The sequence below is a fragment of the Nocardiopsis sp. NRRL B-16309 genome (assembly GCF_001279585.1).
Taxonomy (GTDB): Bacteria; Actinomycetota; Actinomycetes; order Streptosporangiales; family Streptosporangiaceae; genus Nocardiopsis.
In genome coordinates this window covers 1-20,544 of the sequence record NZ_LGEC01000065.1, presented here as the reverse complement: position 1 = coordinate 20,544, position 20,544 = coordinate 1, and the positions used below count along the sequence as shown (strand labels likewise).

The window sequence follows — 20,544 nt, the reverse complement described above, 5'->3', positions numbered from 1 at the left end:
GTACGTGTTCGATGCGTCGCGTCGGGGACGTTCCGCGCAGGTGGAACCGAATCTCAGGGAGAGTGCAGGCGCAGGACCGCGTGTTCGGCCCAGTCCGGTGGGCGGGTCAGCCACGACACCGTCATCATCGTCGCGAACGCCAGGGGAATCGTCCAGGCGGCGGGCTGCGCCAGCAGCACAGAGCCCCAGCCGCCGGGGGTCGGCAGCAGGATCGACCAGCCGACCGCGCCGGTCGCGGTCACCGCGCCGACCGTCAGTCCCGCCGCCGCACCGGGCAGGGTGAGCCGACGCCACCAGATCCCCAGCACGAGCAGCGGGCAGAACGTCGACGCGGCCACGGTGAACGCCCACACCACCAGCACGTTGATGTCGATGCGCTGCGCGGGCAGGGCCAACAGCACCGCCACGCACGCGCCCACCGCGACCGCCAGGCGCAGGCGGGGCACGCTGCCCTGGAACAGGTCGTGCGACAGGCCGCCCGCGAGCGCCAGCAACAGGCCGGACGAGGTCGACAGGAACGCGCCGAACGCCCCCGCCGCCACCAGCGCGGTCAGGACCGTGCCGACCGACCCCGGCACGGCCTGGGCCGGGAGGACCACCGCCACCGTGTCGGTGCCCTGGAACAGGACCAGGTGCGGTGTCAGCACCCGGCCGAGGAGCCCGTACACGGCGGGGAACACGTAGAACAGGCCGAGCAGCGCGATGACGCCCACCGCGACCCGGCGGGCGATCCGGGCGGTGGGACTCGTGTGGAAGCGCATGATGACGTGCGGCAGGCCCATACAGCCCGCGGTGATCGCCAACAGCGTCGACCAGGTCTCGAACAGCGGGTAGCCGCCCACGTGCAGCAGCGGCGTGCTCCAGGCCCGCCCGCCCAGTTCCGGCAGACCCTCGGGCTCGGGCACGGCCGCGCCCTCGGGAAAGACGTACTCCGTTCCGGCGGGGACCGTGTGCTCGCCCTCGGCCAGTTCGAGCGTCCCACCGTCCCGCTCGGTCACCTCCACCGGCTCGTCGAGGGCGAACCGGGTCCCCACGGTGAACTCGACCGGTGTGGTGTCGGGGAAGTGCGTGCCCCACTCCGGGTGCAGGGCCTCGGCCCGGGTCTCGACTCCCGCCGTCACGACCAGGAAGAGCGCGGGGCCGCCGATGAAGGCCAGCTTCACGACGTAGTGGAAGGCCTGCACGTAGGTCGCCGAGCGCATGCCGCCCGCCGCGATCGAACCGCTCACCACGAGCCCGGCCAGGACCACGCCGACCCAGTAGGGGGTGCCGCTGACCAGGCTCAGCACCACGCCGGCGCCCTTGAACTGTGGCACCAGGTACAACAGCATGATCACCAGCACCACGAGGCCGCAGAGCTTGCGCAGGCGGGGCGCGCCCAGGCGGTACTCGGCGAAGTCGGGCACGGTGAACGCCCCCGACCGGCGCATCGGTCCGGCCACCAGGGCGACCACCGCGACGTAGCCCGCGGTGAAGCCCACCGCGTACCACATGGTGCCGAGCCCGTTCTTGAGCAGGAGCCCGGCCAGCCCCAGGATCGAGGCCGCCGACAGGTATTCGCCCGCGATGGCCATCGCGTTCCACGTCGGGGACACCCGGCGCGACGCGACCAGGAAGTCCGACGTGGACCGGGCCGCGCGCACTCCGTACACCCCGACGATCAGGCTCGTCGCCAGGACGAGGCCGATGGCCAGGACGGCGGTCACGTCCGCCCCCCGCGGTCGTCCCGGCCGTCGCCCGAGTCTCGGGGGTTCCCTGCATCCGGTCGGGCGCCCGAGTCCCGGGGGCCACTGGGGTCTCGGTCGTCCCAGGGAGTGCCTCGCGCCCGGTGGTACCCCGGACCCCGGCGGTCTCCCGAGTCCCGGTAGTCGTCCGAGTCACGGCGGGTCCTGTCGGCGATCGCCTCGGCGCGATCCTCCGCGCGCTCGGCCGAGCGGACGTGCCACAGGCCCAGGAAGAACAGGGCGGGGTACACCGCCACCGTCAGCAGCAGCCAGGACAGCGGGACGCCCGCCCACCGGATCTCGCTCAGCTGCGGCGCCGCCGCGAAGGCGCCGCTCATCCCGAACAGCAGGACCGACAGCAGCACCACCGTGCGCAGGGCCGTCCGCCGCTGGACACGGAACAGCCGCCGCGCCGCCTCGGTGTCAACGGGCTCCGGGATCGGCAGCAGGTGCTGCGCGGGCCGGTTGCCCCGCGCCAGCGCGATACGGGTCTGCGGGCTGGTCAGCTTCTCGCGGCGAGGGCTCATGGCGCCTGCCGTGGCTGCTGGTCCGGCTCACCGTCCCGGGGCCGTGCCGCTGCGCCCTGGGTGGTGGCGGCCCGGCCGCCCAACTGGTCGCGGCGGGCGGCCTCCAGCAGCTGGGCGCGCAGGTGGCGCCCGTGCCTGCGGCTCACCGGCACGTCACCGGCCGGGGTCCCGGCGACCAGGCCCGAGGACGAGGTGACCCGCAGGTCGCGCACCCACGGGATCGCGATGAGGTAGCCGCGGTGCACCCGCACGAACCCCGCCGACGCCCACACCTCCTCCAGGTAGGACAGCGACAGGCGGATCAGGTGGCCGCCGTCGGCCGTGTGCAGCCGCACGTAGTCGCCCTGGGCCTCCACGAACTGCACGTCGTCGCGCTTGACGAACACCGTGCGGCGCCCGGTGTCGATCTGCACCACGTGCAGGTCCTCGGCGGGCGGGGCGGTCCCGCCCGCGCTCCGCAGCTGGGCGATCCGGCCGACCGCCTCGGCCAGCCGCTCGGGACGGATCGGTTTGAGCAGGTAGTCCACGGCACCGATCCCGAACGCCTCCACGGCGTGGGCCTCGGAGGCGGTGACGAACACGATCGAGGGCGGCTCCGACAGCACGCTGAGCACGCGCGCCACGTCCATGCCGTCCAGGCCGGGCATGAGGATGTCCAGGAACGCCGCGTCGATGGTCGTCGTGCCCAGCAGCCGTACCGCGCTCGCGCCGTTGTCGGCGACGAGGACCTCGGCGACCTCCGGCATGTCGCCGAGCAGGGCCGCCATCTCCTGGCGGGTCGACGCCTCGTCCTCGACCACCAGCACCTTGAGCTCGGGCTTCACTGCGCCACCACCCCCCGGGTGAACCTCGGTACGCGCACGGTCACCTTCGTCCCTTCTCCCAGCGCGGTCTCGATCACCAGACCGTACTCGGGACCGTAGACCGTGCGCAGCCGCTGGTCGACGTTGGCCAGACCCACGCTGCGCGACTCCGGTCCGGTGCCCGCCAGCAGGGACCGGGCGAGGTCCGGGTGCATGCCGATGCCGTCGTCCTCGATCTCGATGACGCACAGCGGCCCCTCGCCGAACCCGGACACACTGATGTGCCCGGCGCCCTCCTTGCGCTCCAGGCCGTGCCGGATCGCGTTCTCCACGATCGGCTGGACGACCAGGAACGGGATCGCCACCGGCAGGACCTCCGGCGCCATCCGCACGGTGATGTCCAGCCGGTCCTGGAAACGGGCCCGCTGGAGTTCGAGGTAGGTCTGTGTGGCCTCCAGCTCGTCGGCGACCGTCGCGTAGTCGCCGCGTTCGGCGAACCCGTAGCGCAGGTAGTCGGCGAAGTCCGACAGCAGTTGTCGGGCGCGGTCCGGGTCGGTGCGCACCAGGGCGGCGATGACCGCGAGCGCGTTGTGCACGAAGTGCGGGGAGATCTGGGCGCGCAGGGTGCGCAGGTCCGCGGCGGCGATGCGGTCGCGGGTGCGGCGCAGCGCGGCGTGGTCCAGACAGTCCGACACCAGGGAGGCCGCCGCCTCGACGTCGGCCTCCGCGGGGCGGCCGGAGGCCACCAGGGCGCCGGCGATCTCGTCGGCCACGTTCAGTGGCACCGCGCACACCGCGCCGCCGTCCGGGAGGCGGGTGCGGGCGCTGGCGCCGTACTCGAACACCTGGGCGAGCAGGCTCTCGACCTCGTCGGAGGAGGGGGACGGGCCGTGCGAGGCCACAGGCCCGTCGAGGTCGGCCAGGATCGCGCAGTCGGCGCCGAGCAGCTGCCGGAGCCGACGGGCCGCGGCAGGCACCCCCCTGCCGTGCAGTCCGTCCTGGAGATCGACGCCCAGGGCGTGTACCTGGCGCATCAACTCGACGCTCGCCAATGGGGCCGACGCCGGGCGCCGTCGGAAGGGGAGCTTCCACGACAGCCACCGATATGACACAGAACGACCATATCCCAGTCAGATGTGTCGTCGCTCACGTTGCTGTGCCGTCCTTCCGATGGGCGGGGCGACGGAGGAGGGGCGGAGCCGGGGGAGGCCGGGCATGGGGCGGGCCCACCGCCCGGGAGGGAGCGATGGGCCCGTTGGAGAGAGGACCGGGGAGGGCCGCCCGGGAGCGGAGTGGACTCCCGGTTGGAGTGATCGGCCCCCATGGCCGACCCGGTCCCCCACATGGCCTAGTGGTCGGAGGCCTTCTCCGCGCCGGCGCCGGTGAGCGCCCGGACCTGGAGCATCGCGAACTTGTCGAAGTCGCGCTCCTTGGACATGAACGTTCCGACGACCGCGCAGAGCAGACCGAGCGGCACCGACACCAGGGCCGGGTTCGGCATCGGGAACCAGGCGAAGTCGGCGCCCGGGATGAGCGCCGTCTCCCGGCCGGACACGACCGGCGAGAAGAACACCAGGCCGACGGCGCTGATCAGACCACCGTAGATACCGGCCACGGCACCGGCCGTGTTGAACCGCTTCCAGAAGAGGCTGAGCAGCAGGGTCGGCAGGTTGGCCGAGGCGGCGATCGCGAAGGCCAGCGCGACCAGGAAGGCCACGTTGAGGCTCTGCGCGAAGATCGCCAGGACGATGGAGACCGCGCCGATGCCCAGGGCGGAGAGCTTGGCGACCCGGACCTCCTCGCGTCCGGGAGCCTTGCCCTTGCGCAGGACGGAGTTGTAGAAGTCGTGCGCGAGGGAGGACGAGGACGCGATGACCAGGCCGGCCACCGTGGACAGGATGGCCGCGAAGGCGGCCGAGGCGATCAGGGCGAGCAGGACCGATCCGGCGAGGTTGCCGCCGACCGCCTGTCCGACCGTCTCCGCCAGCTGCGGTGCGGCCGTGTTGCCCGCCGCGTTCTGGGCGGTGATGGCCTCGCGTCCCACCAGGGCCGCGGCGCCGAAGCCCAGCACCAGCGTCATCAGGTAGAAGGTGCCGATGAGGCCGATGCCCCAGTTGACCGACTTCCGGGCGCTCTGGGAGTCCGGAACCGTGTAGAAGCGGATGAGGATGTGCGGCAGGCCCGCGGTGCCCAGGACCAGCGCCATGCTGAGGCTGACCATGTCCAGCTTGTTCCACATGGTCTGCACGGGGTCGCCGGCGACCTCGACGCCGTAGCGCAGGCCGGGCTCCAGGAAGGCCGCGCCCTGGCCGCTGGCGTCGGCGGCGTCGCTCATGAGCGCGCCGAGGTTGAAGCCGTACAGGGACAGGGTGAGCACCGTCAGCAGCGCCGCGCCCGACATCAGGATGACGGCCTTGACGATCTGCACCCAGGTGGTGCCCTTCATGCCGCCGATGGTGACGTAGACGGTCATCAGCAGTCCGACGACCACGATGCCGACGATCTTGGCGGTGGCGGCGTCCATGCCCAGGAAGGTCTGGCCCTCCTGGATGCCCAGGAGCAGGGCGATGAGCGCGCCGGCGCCGACCATCTGCGCGAGCAGGTAGAAGATCGACACGGTCAGCGTGGAGACCGCGGCGGCGGTGCGGACCGGGCGCTGCTGCATCCGGTAGGACAGCACGTCGCCCATGGTGTAGCGGCCGGAGTTGCGCAGCAGCTCGGCGACGAGCAGCAGGGCGACCAGCCACGCCACCAGGAATCCGATGGAGTAGAGGAAGCCGTCGTAGCCGGCCAGGGCGATGAGTCCGGCGATGCCGAGGAACGACGCGGCGGACATGTAGTCACTGCCGATGGCCAGGCCGTTCTGGAGCGGGGAGAACCCGCGGCCACCGGAGTGGAAGTCGGCGGCGGAGTAGCTGCGGCGGCTTGCCCAGACGGTGATGCCGAGGGTCGCCGCGACCATCAGGCCGAAGAGGACGAGGGTGACCAGACGGCCGCTCTCGTTGACGGCCTCCTGTGCGAGCATCATCGGGTGCCCTCCTGGTTCTTCTGGCGGGCGTCACCCTTGACGAGCTCGTCGCGGAGCTCGGTCGCCTGGGCGTCCAGCTTCTTGCGGGCGTAGCGCGTGTAGAGGATGGCGATCCCGAAGGTGGACACGAACTGGAGGACGCCGAAGACCAGTGCGACGTTGGTGCTGCCGAAGAGGACGGTGCCCATGAAGTCGCGACCGAACGCGGACATCAGCACGTAGAGCAGGTACCACGCCAGGAAGGCGATGCTCATCGGGAAGATGAACGAGTAGAGGCTCCGCTTCAGCGCGAGAAAGCGCGGGTCGCTGTGCATCGCCAGGTAGGCCGGGTTGACGTCCTGGTCCGGACCCGGCGGGTCCGATCCCTGGTTCTTGCTGTCGGTCGTCATGGTGCGAATCCTCCGGGGGGATTGGCGGAGAGGGTGATTTCGTGGGCGTTTCGGTGATGTGACCTGCGTTACTCGGAACTGTAAGGAGCGACACTCGCCGCGTGGAGGGGGTGCGCGGGCACGCGCGCCGAACGCGGACTGATGTCGCCGAGTGGTCGCCCAGCGCGCGGCGAACGGTCACGTGGTGCGGTGAACGGTCGGCGAGCGGTGTCCCGTGGTGATCCGTCTGACCGCGTCGCCCCGGAACGCCCCGGGGGATCGGGGCGTTGTAGCGTACGACCGGCCGCGGAGCCGGACCGCCCCAGGGGCCCGACGGCCCGGGGCGGAGGGCGCTCACGCGACCCCGGACGAGGTGCGCCGTACCCGGTAGGACAAGACGGCGCGTACGTGCACCTACGTCGGCGGAGGTCCGATTCCCATGGCATGGCTCGTCCTGATCGTCTCCGGTCTGTTGGAAGCCGTCTGGGCCGTCTCGCTCGACGCGAGCCGCGGATTCACGCGCCTGTGGCCGTCGGTGGTCTTCGGTGTCTCGCTCGCCTTGAGCATGGGCGGACTCGCCTACGCGCTGCGCACCATCCCGGTCGGCACCGGATACGCGGTGTGGGTCGGCGTCGGCGTGGTCGGTACCGCGCTGGTGGGCATGCTCTTCCTGGGTGAGGGCTTCAGCCTCGCCAAGATGCTGTGCCTGATGCTCGTCGTCGGCGGCCTGGTCGGTCTCAAGCTGCTCCACTGAGTCGAACTGGCCCGTCGGGCGTGCCTCCCACTCGCCGCTTCGGACCCACGGCGACCGCCCCGTCCTCCCCGGAGGGCGGGGCGGTCGTGTCATGTGCGGGAGGCGTTCGGACGGGCTCGCCGATCCCACCTGGGCAGTGACGGTATGTGATGACTAATGGCCGCTTCCGGCCAGCATGTATCCCTTTCGCCATGCCCGGCTCCGTGCTAGACGCGACGCGCGGCCGCGAGCGTCTCTCGTCTTGTTACCCGGGCGTAAAGGAGTCGCGCGGTACCGCTCCGTGGTGAACCCACGTCGGAGTCCGTGGCGAATCGCGCCGAACGCGGAGAGTGTTCGGCTATTGCCCCCCTACGGACAGATCCTTTACTTTTGCTCGACGTTCACACCGTGTGGGCGAAAGATGGCTCAGGGTCCCCACAACCCAGGAGCCGTCCCCCTGGGGTACGTGTGTGCCCTCTGCTTTGTCACCCCCGCTAGAAAGGGCAGACGTTGTCGATTTCCCCTCTCGGGCGACTCGCGGCCACCGCCGCACTCGCCTCCGGACTGGTCCTGGCCCCCGTCACCGCGGCATCGGCCGACCCCTCCGCCACCCCCGCGCTCGACCCCGAGCAGATCGCCGCCATGCAGGAGGAGTTCGGCCTCAGCGAGGCCGGTGTCACCGACCTCCTCGACGCCCAGGCCGAGGCCGCCGAGCTGGAGGCCGACCTGCGTGAGGAGCTCGGCGCCGACTTCGGCGGCGCCGTCTTCGACACCGAGACCCGTGCGCTCACCGTCCGCGTCACGGACCCGTCCTCGGGCGAGGCCGTCCGCGAGGCCGGCGCCGTTCCCGAGCACGTCGAGCACGGCGAGTCCGAGCTGGAGGCGGCCGTCGAGGCGCTCAACGGCGCCGAGGAGGCCGCGTCCGACGGCGTCCACGGCTGGTACGCCGACCCCGAACTGGACACCGTCGTCATCGAGGCCGCCGAGGGCGCGGCCGGGGACGCCGAGGCGCTGGCCGCCGAGGCGGGCCTGGACGTGGACACCTTCACCGTCGAGGAGGGCACGGAGGAGCCCCGCACCTACGCCGACATCGTCGGCGGCAGCCCGTACTACTTCCAGCAGGGTTCCGACTGGTTCGTCTGCTCCGTCGGCTTCGGCGTCGTGGGCGGCTACGTCACCGCCGGGCACTGCGGGGCGGCGGGATCGTCCACCTGGCTCCAGGTGGGCGGACCGGACCAGCTCGGCACGGTCGCCGAGTCGGTCTTCCCCGGCCAGGACGCGGCCTGGGTGCGCTCGGGCGCGGGCCACACCGCGACTCCGCTGGTCGACGACCACAATGGCGGCGCCGTGACGGTCACCGGTTCCCAGGAGACCCCGGTCGGCGGCGCGGTCTGCCGGTCGGGACAGACCACCGGTTGGCACTGCGGCACGATCGAGGCCAAGGACCAGAGCGTCAACTACGGCGGTGACGTCGTCAACGGCCTCACCCGCACCACCGCGTGCGCCGAGGGCGGCGACTCCGGCGGCTCCTGGGTGACGGGCACCGAGGCCCAGGGCGTGACCTCCGGCGGCTCCGGCAACTGCACCTGGGGCGGAACCACCTACTTCCAGCCGGTCAACCCGATCCTGGAGCAGTGGAACCTGACCCTCCTCACCGGCTGACCCCACGGATCCACCAGCCACCGGCCGCCCGCGCCCCCGCTCCGGGCGGCCGGTCCCGTGCCCGGGGGCGTGTCCCGTGGGGATCCCACGGGACACGCCCCCGGTGTTCAACGGACGGTGCTCGTCCCGGGTCCATGGGCCCGCGACGTCACCGCCGACCGTGCCGGACCCGGGATCCGGCACTGCCCGTCAGCGCTGGAGGGTCAGCAGGCCGGGACGGTAGGGCAGGTGGCCGTAGTCGGTGCCGTCGGAGCCGGGGTCGCGTCCCTGGTAGAGGAACCGCATGTCGCAGGGGTCGACGGTCATGGTCTGGTCGGGGTCGGTGCGGATCAGCTCGCCGTGACTGATGTCGTCGGTCCACGTGGCGCCGCTGTTGGCCAGGCCGGCGAAGGGGTCGCTCTCGGTGGCGGCCTGCGGCGTCCAGGTGCCGTCCAGGCTGGAGGCCGTGAACGAGCGGAAGTACCGGTCGCCCTGCGCCCCGATCGCCTCGACGATCATGAGGTACTGGTCCTGGCCCTGGACCCGGTAGACCTGAACCGCTTCGAACAGGTTGTTGGTGGTGTCGGACATGATGGTGGTCGAGGTCGAGCCGAAGCTGCCCGGGAAGTCACCGATGGGCATGCTCGCCCGGTAGATCCTGCCGTTGTCTCCGGCGAAGAACAGGTACATGTCCGTGTCGTCGCCGATGAGCGCCTGATCGATGGGTCCGGTGCCGGAGTCGGTGATGCTTCCGTCGAAGAGCGTTCGCGGCGCCGACCAGCTGTTGACGTCGGCGGGGTCGGTCGAGGTCCGGTAGGAGAAGGCGGGCCCGCCCCACTGGTAGGCGAGCACCCAGACGTCTCCGGGGGCGAAGTAGAACAGCGACGGCGCGACGGCGGAGAAGGGCATCGGGTTCTGATCGGCCGAGGACATGCCGGACCAGTCGTCGAAGACGTCGAAGTTCATCGAGCCCCAGGAGTCTCCCGTGTCATGGGTCGTGCCGTAGACGAGGTGCCCGCCGTCGTAGGGGGCGTGGGTGAAGTCCTTGAGCGAGACCCACCCGGGGTCCGGCTGCGCCAGCGGGCCGGTCGACGTCCAGTCGTAGCTCGACGGAAGGGCGCACGTGTCGCCCGGTCCCTCGCCGTCGACGCGCACGAGCCGCCACTGCTGGTTGTCGCCGCCCCAGTCGTCGTACTGCACGACGTTCGCACCGTCGGCGTTCGAGCCGCCCTGGACCTCCACGGCCTTGCCGCTGTGCCGGTTGACCAGCCGCACATGGCCGCCGGGTGAGTCCTCCAACCGGAACTGCTGGTTGGCCTGGTCGTGGTCGGTCCACTGGACGATGCCCGCGCCGTTGGCGGTCGACCAGTTGTGGACGTCCAGCACCTTGTCCGAGTGGCGTGACTGCAACCGGTAGTGGCCGTCGCCGGAGTCGACGAACCGCCACTGCTGCTGGTGCTGGTCGTTGCGGGACCACTGGGTGATCCGCGCCCCGTCATGGGTGGCCCGGTTGTACACGTCCAGGGCCTTGCCGCTGCCGCGGTTCACCAGCACGTACCAGGCGTCGGTGTCGACGGTCGCCGCCGTGGCGGGCGTCGGCAGCAGCGCGGAACCGGCGCCGCCGACCGCCAGGGCGATCACGCAGGCGATGACGGCACGAAGGAGCCGTCCTGGCCACGGCGGGGGCGGCGCGATCGGGGACCTGCTCAACGTGGACATGGTTCTACCTCCGGCGCTCGGGGGGTGTTAGCGCTAACAAGTCGGGGCGTCGTCGCCCTTGCCGTTGAATCTGAGGGATGGCGCGCCGGAAGTCAATCCCTGTTTTCGAGATATATTTCGAAAGTTTCGATAGTGTCGGAAGCGCGAGTGGCCCCCGGCGGAACGATCCGCCGGGGGCCACTCGCCTTCGCGGTCGTGCACGCGCGACCGCTCCGCGCGGGTCACCCGCCCACGCGCGTGGGGACGTCGCGGAACTCGTCGCGTACACGGTCGCCGGGCCGTCCGGCGACCTGGCGCACGACCCCAGCGGGGCCTATCCACTGCGCGCTGCCGAGGCCGCGGTCCGGGGCCGGGGCCCTCCGGACTTGGCAAGCGTTGAGCGGGTCGCGGGATTGTTGTCCGTGGGACACGGTGTCGCCGGTCGGCGAGGGACGGACTCAGACGGACGGGATGCGCAATCACCCGTGGCTCCGCTATGGATCGGGGCCTACGTGTGCAGAGCACTGACCAAGGCCAGCCACTCAGGAGCCGGGGTCGACAAATGGCCCAAGTCGCGGTTCTGGGTGTCGCGGACCAGGACAGCAGCGTCGTCCCGCCGGGTCTCCACGCAGTGGCCGCCGCTGCCGTTGCTGTACGACGACTTCTTCCAACCTTCGGTCATCATGTGATGCTGCCTCGAATCTCTTCCATCTTGGATCGTGACGCCGGTACCGGCAGCGCAGCGCTCCTCAGATCCGCGAACGTCCGGTCGTAGCTTGCCACAACCGTCGGCTGCTTGAGCGATACCCCCGTTTGCTGACTCTCGACATAGACGAAAGCACCGGAATCGGGTACTTCCATCAGCGTAAACGACCCGCCCAGACCTGCATGTCCCTCGGCATCGATCGGCACTATCTGGATGTTCGTGCGCGGGCGGTATGACTGCTCGATGAGGTGATCGATCTGCGTCACCATCACCTGTGGGTCACGAAACCGTCGCAGCAAGACCACCTCGTCCAGTAGCACTGTGATCGTCGGCGGATGGGGTCGCTCCAGGATGCGCTGCCGGTGCTGTCGGGTCTTCACGATCTGATCGATGACCTCTGGAGGAGCTTCGGGCTCTGCCAGTTCACTGATCGCCCGGACGTACTCCTCCACCTGGAACAAGCCAGGTATCAGCCCCAGCGAGTACTCCCGAATCTTGACGGCCGCCTGCTCTGCCTCGGCCGCCTCGCGGAAGTATGCGGTCATCCCGACACCGGAGAAGACGGCATCCCACGCGTCCACAAGCACGCCACGAGCGTTAAGCACCTTGTCGAGACGTGCCACCGGGTCCCGCCGTGTCCCTTTTTTCCCTAGCTCCAAATCGCTGATCGTGCTCTGTGCGACCATAGCCATCGCCGCCAGTTGCTGCTGTGTGAGATCGGCCTGACCTCGGGTTTTCTTGAGCAACTTACCGAAGCGACGCCTCGATGCCTCGTCGCCATCTTCTGTCTTCACCAGCCAACCGCCCGAATACCCGACTCTACCGCTAGCCATAGAATTTTTACCGGATTGAGCGGTAATCATAGACCTGGAGCCGGTGCCGTTGGCAAGGTTTGAGGTGGATCAGCCATAGAAGGCTTCCCGGCCTGGGGGACGGAGTGACGTTTCGCCCTATTCACGCAAAGGTCATAAGCGACTCACCAGGCCACACGACTGGAACACACAAGTGCCCCGATAGCCGAAGTCGGAAGCGGCCAACGGGGCATGTGCTCTACCCCGATGCGTCTGAGGTGAGACGAATGCAGTCTACCGATTTGTCCCTGGGAGATCCACGGTTTCTCCCGCCACTGAACCCCACCCTTGCCCGAGCCGTCCAGCAGTACCGCGAGCGCCTGGGCATCCCCAGCGCGCCCCCGCCACCGCTGCCGGCTCCGCACGGCATCCGCGCCCTTCTCGCCATCGCTCGACCGATGCCCTACATCACAGGGGCATGAGCGTGATCTCCACCGATCTCCAAGCGAGCACATCGATAGCCCGACACACCTTCGCGGGACTCAAGAAATCTGTCGGTCAAGCCCGGGAGTGGGCAGAGCTCAGGCTCGTGGAGCAAGGCGTTGATGTGCCTGAGCATCTGACGCTCATCCTGTCTGAGGTGGTCACGAACACGGTCCAGCACACGCGTAGCGGTTTCGCCGGCGGCAAGTTCGCGGTACGACTGATCACCTACCCGGACCGGGTACGCATCGAGGTGCGAGACAGTGGCCCGCGGGACGGCCGCACTCTCGCCCGGCGCACTCCGACACTGAATGCGGAACGCGGTCGTGGCCTGTTCCTCGTGGAGTCCTTCGCCAGCGCCTGGGGGCGTTTGCCGGTCGGAACCGGAGTCTTCGCAGAGGTGGCCCGGTGAAACGCCGCACCTCCGTGTACCTCCGCACGCGGCATCGCGCCGAGCTCCACTAGCACTCGCGCGACGACCCGAGCCCCACGACGACTCGGCACTTCTGCGGTCATGCAGCACACCCGGACACGTTACGAGACCGCTGTCCGGCGGGCCGCCCGACGCGATGTTGCCGTTGACCGGACCCATGGATGGCTCTCATCCATCTCCACCGTCACCGGCCTGGAGGGAGGGACAACGATCCTCTACGACCTCGGCGCAGTCAACGAACTCCTCGACCGGCTCGGCACACCAAGCACCCCCTGAACCGAGACGGTGAGGGCATCCGCTGAACACCCGGCTTGGCTTCCTTCGCCACACCGGCCACATAAGAAAACTCCTGCAACCGGCATATTCACATCTGCCAGTTGCCTAATATTAATGTCTAAATCTGCCAACAAGTGGCACTCAAAATGTCACATGACAAACCTCAAGGCGATTGCTATCGTCGTTTTCATTGACCTTCGACAGGTCAATTTCTCAAATCATTAGGATGCACGAAAGGATTTTGTATGGCGCCCCCTTCCGACAGCCCGCTCACCCTGGACATCACCCTGATCGAAGACTCCGACGCGTTCTCGGAGTCGATCAACCTCACCGACGACGGTTGCGGCACCACCTGCGAGGGAGCCTGCTGCACCAGCGGGAGCGACTGACCGAACCCCAGGTGCCGCGTCCTGGAGGGGCGCGGCACCACACGCGCTGGAGGCCGCAGATGTTCACACAGACCGCCCGCTGGCAGGTGGTGGGCACCCCTTACGTTCGAGCGACCGTGCACGCCGACTACACCCCACCTGGGTGGCCCGACCTCGTCAACGGTGACCGAGACGCCTGGTGTGAATGGTTGCGGTCGGTGTGGGGGCACGGGGAACTCGCCGCCGCGATCAGCCACGCTTCCCCGACCCTCTCCAATCGCGTAGACGTTCTCCTGTGTGGCGGGCTCGTTCGTCGCACGCGGGCTCGCCGTGTCGTGGCTGCGGTGATGCGGTACGTGCTGCGTGCCCAGCACAGAGCGACCCCGTTCGGCACGTTCGCAGGGGTGACCACCGCTCAATTCGGAGAGCACGTGAGCGTCCGCTGGCACGGGTACCGCCGGATCGTCGCCCCCACGGGTGCTTGGGTGGCCGGCGTGGCCCAACAGTTGCAGGCGTTGCCTGCGCTGCTCAGCCGCACCCAGGTGATCGCGAACTCCACGGCCTCGTTGCAGGACGGTCAGCTTGTTGTTCCCCAGGTTGCCCGGCCCGACCCTGGGCACCCGCTGGCCACGAGCAAGCAGGCTCGACTCCGCTACACCAGCGCGGTGCAGGTCGCGATGGAATCAGCGCGCCATCCAACGTCATGGGGTTCCGTCGTGGAAGCCGTGAGCACCGCTCACCCGGACGAGGCGTGCGAAGGCATCACCACGATGCTCACCCAGTTGGTATGGGTCGGGGCTCTCCTGACGAATCTGCGTCCGCCCTCCACAGCATCCCCGGTGGAACGCCTGGAGGCGACGCTACGCGGGATAGGGCCCGGCGGCACTCTGGTGGCGAAGAAGGCGAACCGCATTCAGGAGGCCATAGGCACGGCCAACGCTGCTGGCAACGGAACCGGCGCTGCGATGGAGGCGATGAGGGAGCTGTCGAGTCTGCCGTCTCTGGGCGTGGACCTGCGGCTGGACGCCGACATCACGCTTCCCCGAACAGTCGCCCACGCCGCCCAGGACGCGATGGGCATGCTGGAGATGCTCTGCCCTCACAGGGATGGGTTGGCGAGTTGGCGGGGATGGCGGGAGCGCTTCATCGACCGGTACGGCACTGGCTCCCTCGTGCCCGTCGCGAAGGTCGTTGAACCGTCCGGTGTCGGATACCCGGACTGGGACGACAAGGCCAACGCGAGCAGCGCGGTGTCAGCACGTGACCGCTGGCTGTTGGAGCAGGCGCAGGCCGCCGCACTCGACCACCGCCACGAGGTGCTCGTCGACGATCTGGTGACGATGATGCGGGGGGAGGAGCACGCACGGACAGTGCGGCACACGGAGATGAGGGTGCGGCTCGAATCCCCGTCCCCGGCTGCTCTGGACTCGGGCCGGTTCCGTCTCGCGGTGTTGGGGGTCTCGCGTACCGCCGCGACCGTGGCGGGCCGGTTCGCCTCCATGACCGACACGGTCGGCCAGCTCGGCACCATCCTGAGGTCCCTCCCCGGGCCCCTGCCGGTCCAATTGTCCTTCCCCCCGCAGACGGCGCGTAGTGCCCATGTCGCTCGGGTCCCTCAACTGCTCGATCACGTGGTCTCCGTGGCCGAGTACCCATCGCCTGGTGCGCTGGGAGTGGATGACCTCGCCGTCGGCTGCGATGGGGGCGGATTGTTCCTGTGGTCGCATTCCCTCGGATGCCGTGTCCAACCGGTGGTGCCACATGCTCTGAACCTACGCTTCGCGCCCGCGCTGGTGAGGTTCCTGGCCGAGTTGCCGCGCGCCGAGCGCATGCCTGCCACCAACTTCACCTGGGGTGGGGCGTCGAGATTGCCGTTCGTGCCGCGTCTGCGCTCGGGGCGGATCGTGTTTTCCCCCGCGTGCTGGCGCGTTCGCCCCGAGGACCTTCCTCCTCCCCAGGCCCGGTGGCAGGAGTGGGACCAGGTGTGGTCAGCGTTCGCCACCCGTCGCCGCGTCCCCACCGTCGTCGAACTCGGTGGGGGCGACCAGTGGTTGCGCCTGGACCTGGCCGAGGACGACCACCGGTACCTGCTGCGCAACCACTTGACCTCCACCGGCGCCGCCGTCCTCCAGGAAGCCCCCGATCCCCGCTCGTCCGGCTGGTGCGGTGGCCGCCCCCACGAACTCCTGTTCCAGCTCACCCGTCCCCAGGGAGAGGTATGACCACCTCCGACACCGCCCTCGCCGTTGCGGGCGGGGTCGCTGAACGCCTGGCCACACCCGAGCAGGGCTTCGAGCGCTCCCGCGACCAGTGGTGGCCCCAGTCCCTGGCCCAAGGCGCAGCGGGCATCGCCCTGCTGCACATCGAGCGCGCCCGCACCGGTCACGGCTCCTGGGAACCGGTACACCTGTGGCTCAAGGCCATGGTCGCCGACGGGGTGAAAGCCAGCCCTGACGCGCATCTGTTCTTCGGCGCTCCGGCCGTGCTCTTGGCCCTGCATCACGCCGAGTCAGCGGGCCTCGACTGTGGCGGAGAGCTCACCCGGCTCGATCCCGTACTCCTGCGCGGCGTGCGCCGGCGCCTGGGATGGGCGCACGAGCGCGCCGACCGAGGCGAGCTGCCGACGCTGACCGAATTCGACGCGATCCGTGGCCTCACCGGTCTGGGGCATCTGCTGATGTTGCGCGCCCCGGAGTCTGCGGAGCTGCGTCAGGTGATGGAGTACCTGGTGCGCCTGAGTGAACCCGTGGTTCTCGCTGACGGTGGGGAGGTGCCCGGATGGTGGACACGAGTGGGACCCAGCGGCAAGCCCTCTGATGCGTTCCCCGGCGGGCACGCCAACCACGGCATGGCCCACGGCATCGGCGGACCGCTTGCTCTGCTTTCCCTCGCCCTGATAGACGGTGTGCGTGTGCCCGGCCAGCCCGAGGCCATCAGACGCATTCTCGCGTGGCTGGACACCTGGCACAACGACGGGCCAGGTGGCACCTGGTGGCCTTACTGGGCCACGGCTGCCCAGCACCAGGGGGCGGAGCAGGTGACCGGCCCACAACGGCCGTCCTGGTGCTACGGGGCCGGAGGCCTTGGCCGAGCCCAACAACTCGCAGCCGGCGCGCTCGGCGACACCGAGCGTGCGGCGTCGGCCAGGCAGACCCTGACCGACGTCCTGACCCATTCGATCTCGTTGGGCATGGTGGTGGACGACTCGCTGTGCCACGGGTGGGCCGGGCACGCCCTCCTCGCCCATACCAGCGGCCTCGGCCACCCCTTCGACCTGCTCGCCCCGATCCTGTCCGGAGGCGATCCCGACGTGGTCGCGGAGCAACTGTTGGCCCCGCGCGGACCACGCAGCGGAATCGGCATGCTCGAAGGCGGTGCTGGCACCGCCACCGCCCTGCACACCCTCGGCTCGGGCAGCGCCAGCTCGTGGTTCTCCTTCCTCCTGATCGGGGACTCCCATGGATGAGCAGGAGCAGGAGCAGGTGTGGATCGAGTGGGCCGATTGGGCAGGCGCGGAAGCAGAAGCGGCATCCGGGCTTCTGCCAGCACTCGAAAACGGACCGGTGGCCGGGTGGTGGTTCATCCGCAAACGGCCCTGCTGGCGGTTGCGCTACTACGGAGGCCCGGCCGCCCGCTCCCACCTCGACGGGGCTCTGCGTCAGCTTCATGTCCACGGATCGGTGAAGAGCTGGACCCACGGCATCTACGAACCGGAGACGTGGGCGTTCGGCGGCCGGTCCTCCATGGACCTGGCACATCAGCTCTTCCACCAGGAGAGCCGTCACCTGCTGCATCGCGCCGCCCGCACACAGAGAAAGGCGCCGAAGCTGGGCAACCGCGAACTCGCCGTCCTGCTTTCGAGTGTGTTCCTGCGCGGAGCCGGCCTCGACTGGTACGAACAGGGAGACGTGTGGGCGCGCGTCGCGAGCCTGCGCAACCGGCCTGAGCCCTTCCACACGGACGCGACGCTCGCCCAGCAGGTTCGGACCTTGATGACGATCAACCCCCAACCGCTCATCGGGTCCGGTCCCCTGCGCGACGAGGCGGAACGGGTCCATGAACTCGCGGATGCGGGGCGGCGACTCGCCGGGCTGCATCGGCGCGGCCTGCTTACCCGCGGGCTACGCGCGGTGTGCGCCCACCACCTGATCTTCTCCTTCAACCGGTGGGGGCTGCCCCACTGGGACCAACATGTCCTGACAACGACAGCACGAGAGGTCGTCATGACCGACACGACCGCCCCGACCAGCGAGGCCATCAACCACGCCCGCCAGGCATTGGCTGACCAGCTCCGCGACGGCGACCACATCCAGAGCCCTGCGGTGGAGGCAGCGTTCCGAGAGGTGCCCCGCCATGTCTTCGTCCCCAACGCGAGCTTGGAGGACGCCTACGCCGACAAGGTCGTGTCCATCAAGGACGACGAGGACGGCCGATCCCTGAGCTGTGCCTCCCAACCCCGCATCGTCGCGATGATGTTGGAGCAGGCACAGATCGAACCAGGGATGCGTGTCCTCGAACTGGGTACCGGGACCGGCTACAACGCCGCGCTCATGGCCCACGTCGTCGGTCCGGACGGACACGTGGTCACCATCGACGTCGACCAGGACCTCACCGACAACGCCGCAGCCCACCTCACGGCGGCCGGGGTCGGCAACGTTGAGGTCGTTCTCGGTGACGGGGCCCTCGGCCACGAGACCGGTGCGCCATACGATCGCATCATTGCCACGGTCGGCTCCCACCGCATCCCCGCCGCGTGGGCGCGGCAGCTAGCCCCCCAAGGCCGGTTGGTCGCGCCCGTCCGGATCGCCGGGGACGTGAGTCGCTCCATCGTGTTCGAGTCCATGGGCAGCAAGTGGGTGAGTGTGGACAGCCAGCTGTCGACGTTCATGCCCCTGCGCGACAGTGTCGGAGACGACACCCGTGCTTACATCCCTGTCACCGCGGACGGCACGGTGACGCTACAGGCCAACCAGGAACAGACCATCTCCCCGGAAAACGTCATGGGCGTGCTCGACGAGCCCGCGACCACGGTGTGGACCGGAGTGAGCATCGGAGGCATGGAACCCCGCGACGGGCTCTGGCTGCGCTTGGCCCTGAAACTGGACAACTCCCTGTCCCGGATGAACGCCTCCCGAGCCGCCGTCGACTCCGGCCTGGTCTCGCCTGGACTGCCGTGGGGCGACATGGCCAGCGTCGCCGTCGAAGGACGCGGCCTGGCCTACCTCACCGCACGACGAGTCCCCGACGAGAAGAACCTGTGGGAGTTCGGCGTCATCGGCCACGGTGAGGCCGGACAACGACTCGCTGAACGCATGGCCGCTGAGATCCGCGCCTGGGACCGCGCCGTTGATGTCTCCTTCGAGCTGTCGCTCGACGGCGAGGAGACGGTGTTGAGGCCCGTGTGGCGCTGACACGAGCCGAGAAGAGCTGAGATGGTGACCCCCCACTGGGCGCGCCGCTTCCCCTTGGTGGCGCGCCCCCGCCCGGCCTGCATCCCGTTGGATGCGCGCGTCGACGAGCTCGTCCGGCTCGCCGACGCCGCCCACGGAGACCCTGTGCGAGCCTCGGCCGTCCTCAACCAGGCGGCCCTGCTCGCCTCCGACGTCGGGCTGCCCGACCTGGCCCGCGTCTGGTGCCACGAGCACGCCCGCGCTGTCTGCGCCCGCCTGCCCGGCGACGCGAAGACCGCGATCCACGCCCTGGAGCCGGTCGTCAACCTCGCGCGACTACGTATCCGCGATGGCGACGGCGACAACGCCTTGCGCCTGCTGGAGGCTCTGTTCGAGGGCGTCAGCGCTCGTATCGACACTGAGGTCGACCAGGGCCTGGTCGTACCGTGCTCCCAGCTCGCCACTACCGAGGATGACCACCACGAGGTCGTGCGGTGGCTGTGGACCGTGCTGCTGGCCGACGGCACCCGTGCCATGACCACCGCCGGACGCTGGACCGACGCGCTGGACCACCTGCGCACCCACAACGGGGTTGGCAACCGCATGAGCGACGGACGCCAGGTCGCAGTCATCGCGCACCTGGTCGCCGGAGACGCGCAGGAGGCTTGGCAGATGGTGGACTCCACGGTCCCTGGAGAGCCGTGGGAGCAGGCAGTCGCAGCTCTTCTCGGAGCACTGTGTGGGGACCACCCTCCCGAGCCCGCGCGCGAACGAATGTGGACCGCATACATCCAGGTGCCCTGGTCGGCGGCCACCGCGGTGTTCCACACCCGCCTCGGTTTGTCCGTGGCCGACGTACTCGGCCCCCATGACGATCGGACCGAGACGGTGACCCACGACCTCATCGGCCGGATCCTCGCTGACCGGAACGGCTACTGCGCACGCGAGCTGGTGGCGGCCATCCCGCAGGACACTCTTCGCGATGCAGGCCCTGAACTATCGGATTTGGTGCGGGCATGTGGACTCGACCAGCGTGGGCTGGCCCAACCGGTCCAAGCTCGGCTGGACGCGGCAGTCCAGGGCGCGCTCGTCGCGATGTGCGTTTGAACGATCGCCCGAACTTCTGCCTTCGCGCTGACCTCGGGGAGCTGACTTGCCGGACATGCACCCAGTCGAACTTCTTCGCTGCTGTCTCCAACTCCGTGAGCATGAATGGGTTCCGCCTTCTTCGAAGTGAAGGCGAATCCTACGTGCCTCATTCCTTTTGTTGTTCTGTGTCCCGTGGGCATTCCACGGGACACGAATTCCGTTGTTCAGCGGGTGAAGACGTAGGGGCGCAGGTCGGGCGGGGCGCAGGCCGGGTCCACCGTGAACTCGGCCCAGACGTGGGTGCCGAGGTCGGCCCAGGGGGCGAGGCGGAAGTGCCCCCAGGCTGTGGGCAGGCTCTCGACCAGGACGAGGCCGCGTTGGCCTTCGGCCCAGTCCCATTCGTCGGCGGTGCGTTCGGTGGGGATGCGTGGCGTGCCGCCGCCTCCGCCGCAGTCGCTCAGGGACACGCGCAGGGTGGCCGCGTCG

Annotated in this window: 16 protein-coding genes, 2 pseudogenes and 1 riboswitch; of the genes and pseudogenes, 8 read left to right on the top strand and 10 right to left on the bottom strand. The window is 69.4% G+C overall.

Annotation, left to right across the window (positions count from 1 at the left end; genetic code table 11):
* Window positions 1–53 precede the first annotated feature (53 nt).
* The 6 genes and pseudogenes from ADL05_RS09845 to ADL05_RS09820 form a co-directional block, all read right to left on the bottom strand.
* Window positions 54–1,706, bottom strand: a complete 1,653-nt coding sequence (locus ADL05_RS09845; protein ID WP_053616582.1) for a cation acetate symporter — start codon at window positions 1,704–1,706, stop codon at window positions 54–56.
* Between the two features lie 128 nt (window positions 1,707–1,834).
* Window positions 1,835–2,251, bottom strand: a pseudogene (locus ADL05_RS09840) (hypothetical protein); the annotation flags it as partial.
* Window positions 2,248–3,075 carry a LytTR family DNA-binding domain-containing protein gene (locus ADL05_RS09835; RefSeq protein ID WP_053616581.1) on the bottom strand — a complete coding sequence of 276 codons (828 nt, stop codon included), beginning with the start codon at window positions 3,073–3,075 and terminating at the stop codon, window positions 2,248–2,250. The gene ADL05_RS09835 and the pseudogene ADL05_RS09840, both read right to left, overlap by 4 nt.
* Complete coding sequence (locus ADL05_RS09830; protein WP_053616834.1) at window positions 3,072–4,088, bottom strand: sensor histidine kinase; 1,017 nt, start codon at window positions 4,086–4,088, stop codon at window positions 3,072–3,074. Before ADL05_RS09830 ends, ADL05_RS09835 begins: the two co-directional genes overlap by 4 nt.
* Window positions 4,089–4,402: 314 nt before the next feature.
* A complete protein-coding gene (locus ADL05_RS09825; RefSeq protein WP_053616580.1) occupies window positions 4,403–6,082 on the bottom strand; it encodes a cation acetate symporter in 1,680 nt (559 codons plus the stop codon).
* Window positions 6,079–6,471 carry a DUF485 domain-containing protein gene (locus ADL05_RS09820; RefSeq protein WP_053616579.1) on the bottom strand — a complete coding sequence of 131 codons (393 nt, stop codon included), beginning with the start codon at window positions 6,469–6,471 and terminating at the stop codon, window positions 6,079–6,081. The genes ADL05_RS09825 and ADL05_RS09820 overlap by 4 nt, the downstream gene beginning before the upstream one ends.
* Window positions 6,472–6,795: 324 nt before the next feature.
* Window positions 6,796–6,857: riboswitch (guanidine-III (ykkC-III) riboswitch) on the top strand.
* A gap of 32 nt (window positions 6,858–6,889) precedes the next feature.
* Here ADL05_RS09820 and ADL05_RS09815 point away from each other — a divergent pair.
* A complete protein-coding gene (locus ADL05_RS09815; RefSeq protein WP_053616578.1) occupies window positions 6,890–7,204 on the top strand; it encodes a multidrug efflux SMR transporter in 315 nt (104 codons plus the stop codon).
* Between the two features lie 489 nt (window positions 7,205–7,693).
* Window positions 7,694–8,845 (top strand): S1 family peptidase, encoded by a 1,152-nt coding sequence (locus tag ADL05_RS09810; protein ID WP_053616577.1) that lies wholly within the window; start codon window positions 7,694–7,696, stop codon window positions 8,843–8,845.
* Between the two features lie 189 nt (window positions 8,846–9,034).
* Here ADL05_RS09810 and ADL05_RS09805 read toward each other — a convergent pair whose 3' ends face one another.
* From ADL05_RS09805 to ADL05_RS09800, 3 genes are all read right to left on the bottom strand, one after another.
* Window positions 9,035–10,462, bottom strand: a complete 1,428-nt coding sequence (locus ADL05_RS09805; protein WP_197285753.1) for a non-reducing end alpha-L-arabinofuranosidase family hydrolase — start codon at window positions 10,460–10,462, stop codon at window positions 9,035–9,037.
* Window positions 10,463–11,030: 568 nt separating this feature from the next.
* A complete protein-coding gene (locus ADL05_RS29565) occupies window positions 11,031–11,207 on the bottom strand; it encodes a DUF397 domain-containing protein (RefSeq protein ID WP_082376238.1) in 177 nt (58 codons plus the stop codon).
* The gene (locus ADL05_RS09800) at window positions 11,204–12,022 is read right to left on the bottom strand and encodes a helix-turn-helix transcriptional regulator (protein ID WP_082376237.1); all 819 of its coding nucleotides are present in this window, start codon (window positions 12,020–12,022) and stop codon (window positions 11,204–11,206) included. The genes ADL05_RS29565 and ADL05_RS09800 overlap by 4 nt, the downstream gene beginning before the upstream one ends.
* A gap of 475 nt (window positions 12,023–12,497) precedes the next feature.
* On the opposite strand from ADL05_RS09800, the gene ADL05_RS09795 reads away from it, so the two are divergent.
* From ADL05_RS09795 to ADL05_RS09775, 6 genes are all read left to right on the top strand, one after another.
* Window positions 12,498–12,914, top strand: coding sequence for an ATP-binding protein (locus ADL05_RS09795; protein ID WP_053616575.1), 417 nt, complete (start codon window positions 12,498–12,500; stop codon window positions 12,912–12,914).
* A gap of 542 nt (window positions 12,915–13,456) precedes the next feature.
* Window positions 13,457–13,600 (top strand): FxLD family lanthipeptide, encoded by a 144-nt coding sequence (gene fxlA / locus ADL05_RS29560; protein ID WP_082376236.1) that lies wholly within the window; start codon window positions 13,457–13,459, stop codon window positions 13,598–13,600.
* Between the two features lie 59 nt (window positions 13,601–13,659).
* Window positions 13,660–15,801 (top strand): lantibiotic dehydratase family protein, encoded by a 2,142-nt coding sequence (locus tag ADL05_RS09790; RefSeq protein ID WP_053616574.1) that lies wholly within the window; start codon window positions 13,660–13,662, stop codon window positions 15,799–15,801.
* On the top strand, window positions 15,798–17,045 hold the full coding sequence (locus ADL05_RS09785) for a lanthionine synthetase C family protein (protein ID WP_053616573.1): 1,248 nt from the start codon (window positions 15,798–15,800) through the stop codon (window positions 17,043–17,045). Before ADL05_RS09790 ends, ADL05_RS09785 begins: the two co-directional genes overlap by 4 nt.
* Window positions 17,038–18,990, top strand: a complete 1,953-nt coding sequence (gene fxlM / locus ADL05_RS29555; protein WP_082376235.1) for a methyltransferase, FxLD system — start codon at window positions 17,038–17,040, stop codon at window positions 18,988–18,990. Before ADL05_RS09785 ends, fxlM begins: the two co-directional genes overlap by 8 nt.
* A gap of 21 nt (window positions 18,991–19,011) precedes the next feature.
* The gene (locus ADL05_RS09775) at window positions 19,012–20,076 is read left to right on the top strand and encodes a hypothetical protein (protein ID WP_053616572.1); all 1,065 of its coding nucleotides are present in this window, start codon (window positions 19,012–19,014) and stop codon (window positions 20,074–20,076) included.
* A 206-nt stretch (window positions 20,077–20,282) separates the two neighbouring features.
* Here the strand turns inward: ADL05_RS09775 and ADL05_RS31065 are convergent.
* Window positions 20,283–20,544: pseudogene (locus ADL05_RS31065) on the bottom strand (ATP-binding protein); the annotation flags it as partial.

Bases quoted from the DNA above. Each gene is read 5' to 3' on its own strand.
- ADL05_RS09830 (WP_053616834.1), bottom strand. From the start codon at position 4,088: ATGCGCCAGGTACACGCCCTGGGCGTCGATCTCCAGGACGGACTGCAC.
- ADL05_RS09825 (WP_053616580.1), bottom strand. From the start codon at position 6,082: ATGATGCTCGCACAGGAGGCCGTCAACGAGAGCGGCCGTCTGGTCACC.
- ADL05_RS09820 (WP_053616579.1), bottom strand. From the start codon at position 6,471: ATGACGACCGACAGCAAGAACCAGGGATCGGACCCGCCGGGTCCGGAC.
- ADL05_RS09815 (WP_053616578.1), top strand. From the start codon at position 6,890: ATGGCATGGCTCGTCCTGATCGTCTCCGGTCTGTTGGAAGCCGTCTGG.
- ADL05_RS29565 (WP_082376238.1), bottom strand. From the start codon at position 11,207: ATGATGACCGAAGGTTGGAAGAAGTCGTCGTACAGCAACGGCAGCGGC.
- ADL05_RS09795 (WP_053616575.1), top strand. From the start codon at position 12,498: ATGAGCGTGATCTCCACCGATCTCCAAGCGAGCACATCGATAGCCCGA.
- fxlA (WP_082376236.1), top strand. From the start codon at position 13,457: ATGGCGCCCCCTTCCGACAGCCCGCTCACCCTGGACATCACCCTGATC.
- ADL05_RS09790 (WP_053616574.1), top strand. From the start codon at position 13,660: ATGTTCACACAGACCGCCCGCTGGCAGGTGGTGGGCACCCCTTACGTT.
- ADL05_RS09785 (WP_053616573.1), top strand. From the start codon at position 15,798: ATGACCACCTCCGACACCGCCCTCGCCGTTGCGGGCGGGGTCGCTGAA.
- fxlM (WP_082376235.1), top strand. From the start codon at position 17,038: ATGGATGAGCAGGAGCAGGAGCAGGTGTGGATCGAGTGGGCCGATTGG.
- ADL05_RS09775 (WP_053616572.1), top strand. From the start codon at position 19,012: ATGGTGACCCCCCACTGGGCGCGCCGCTTCCCCTTGGTGGCGCGCCCC.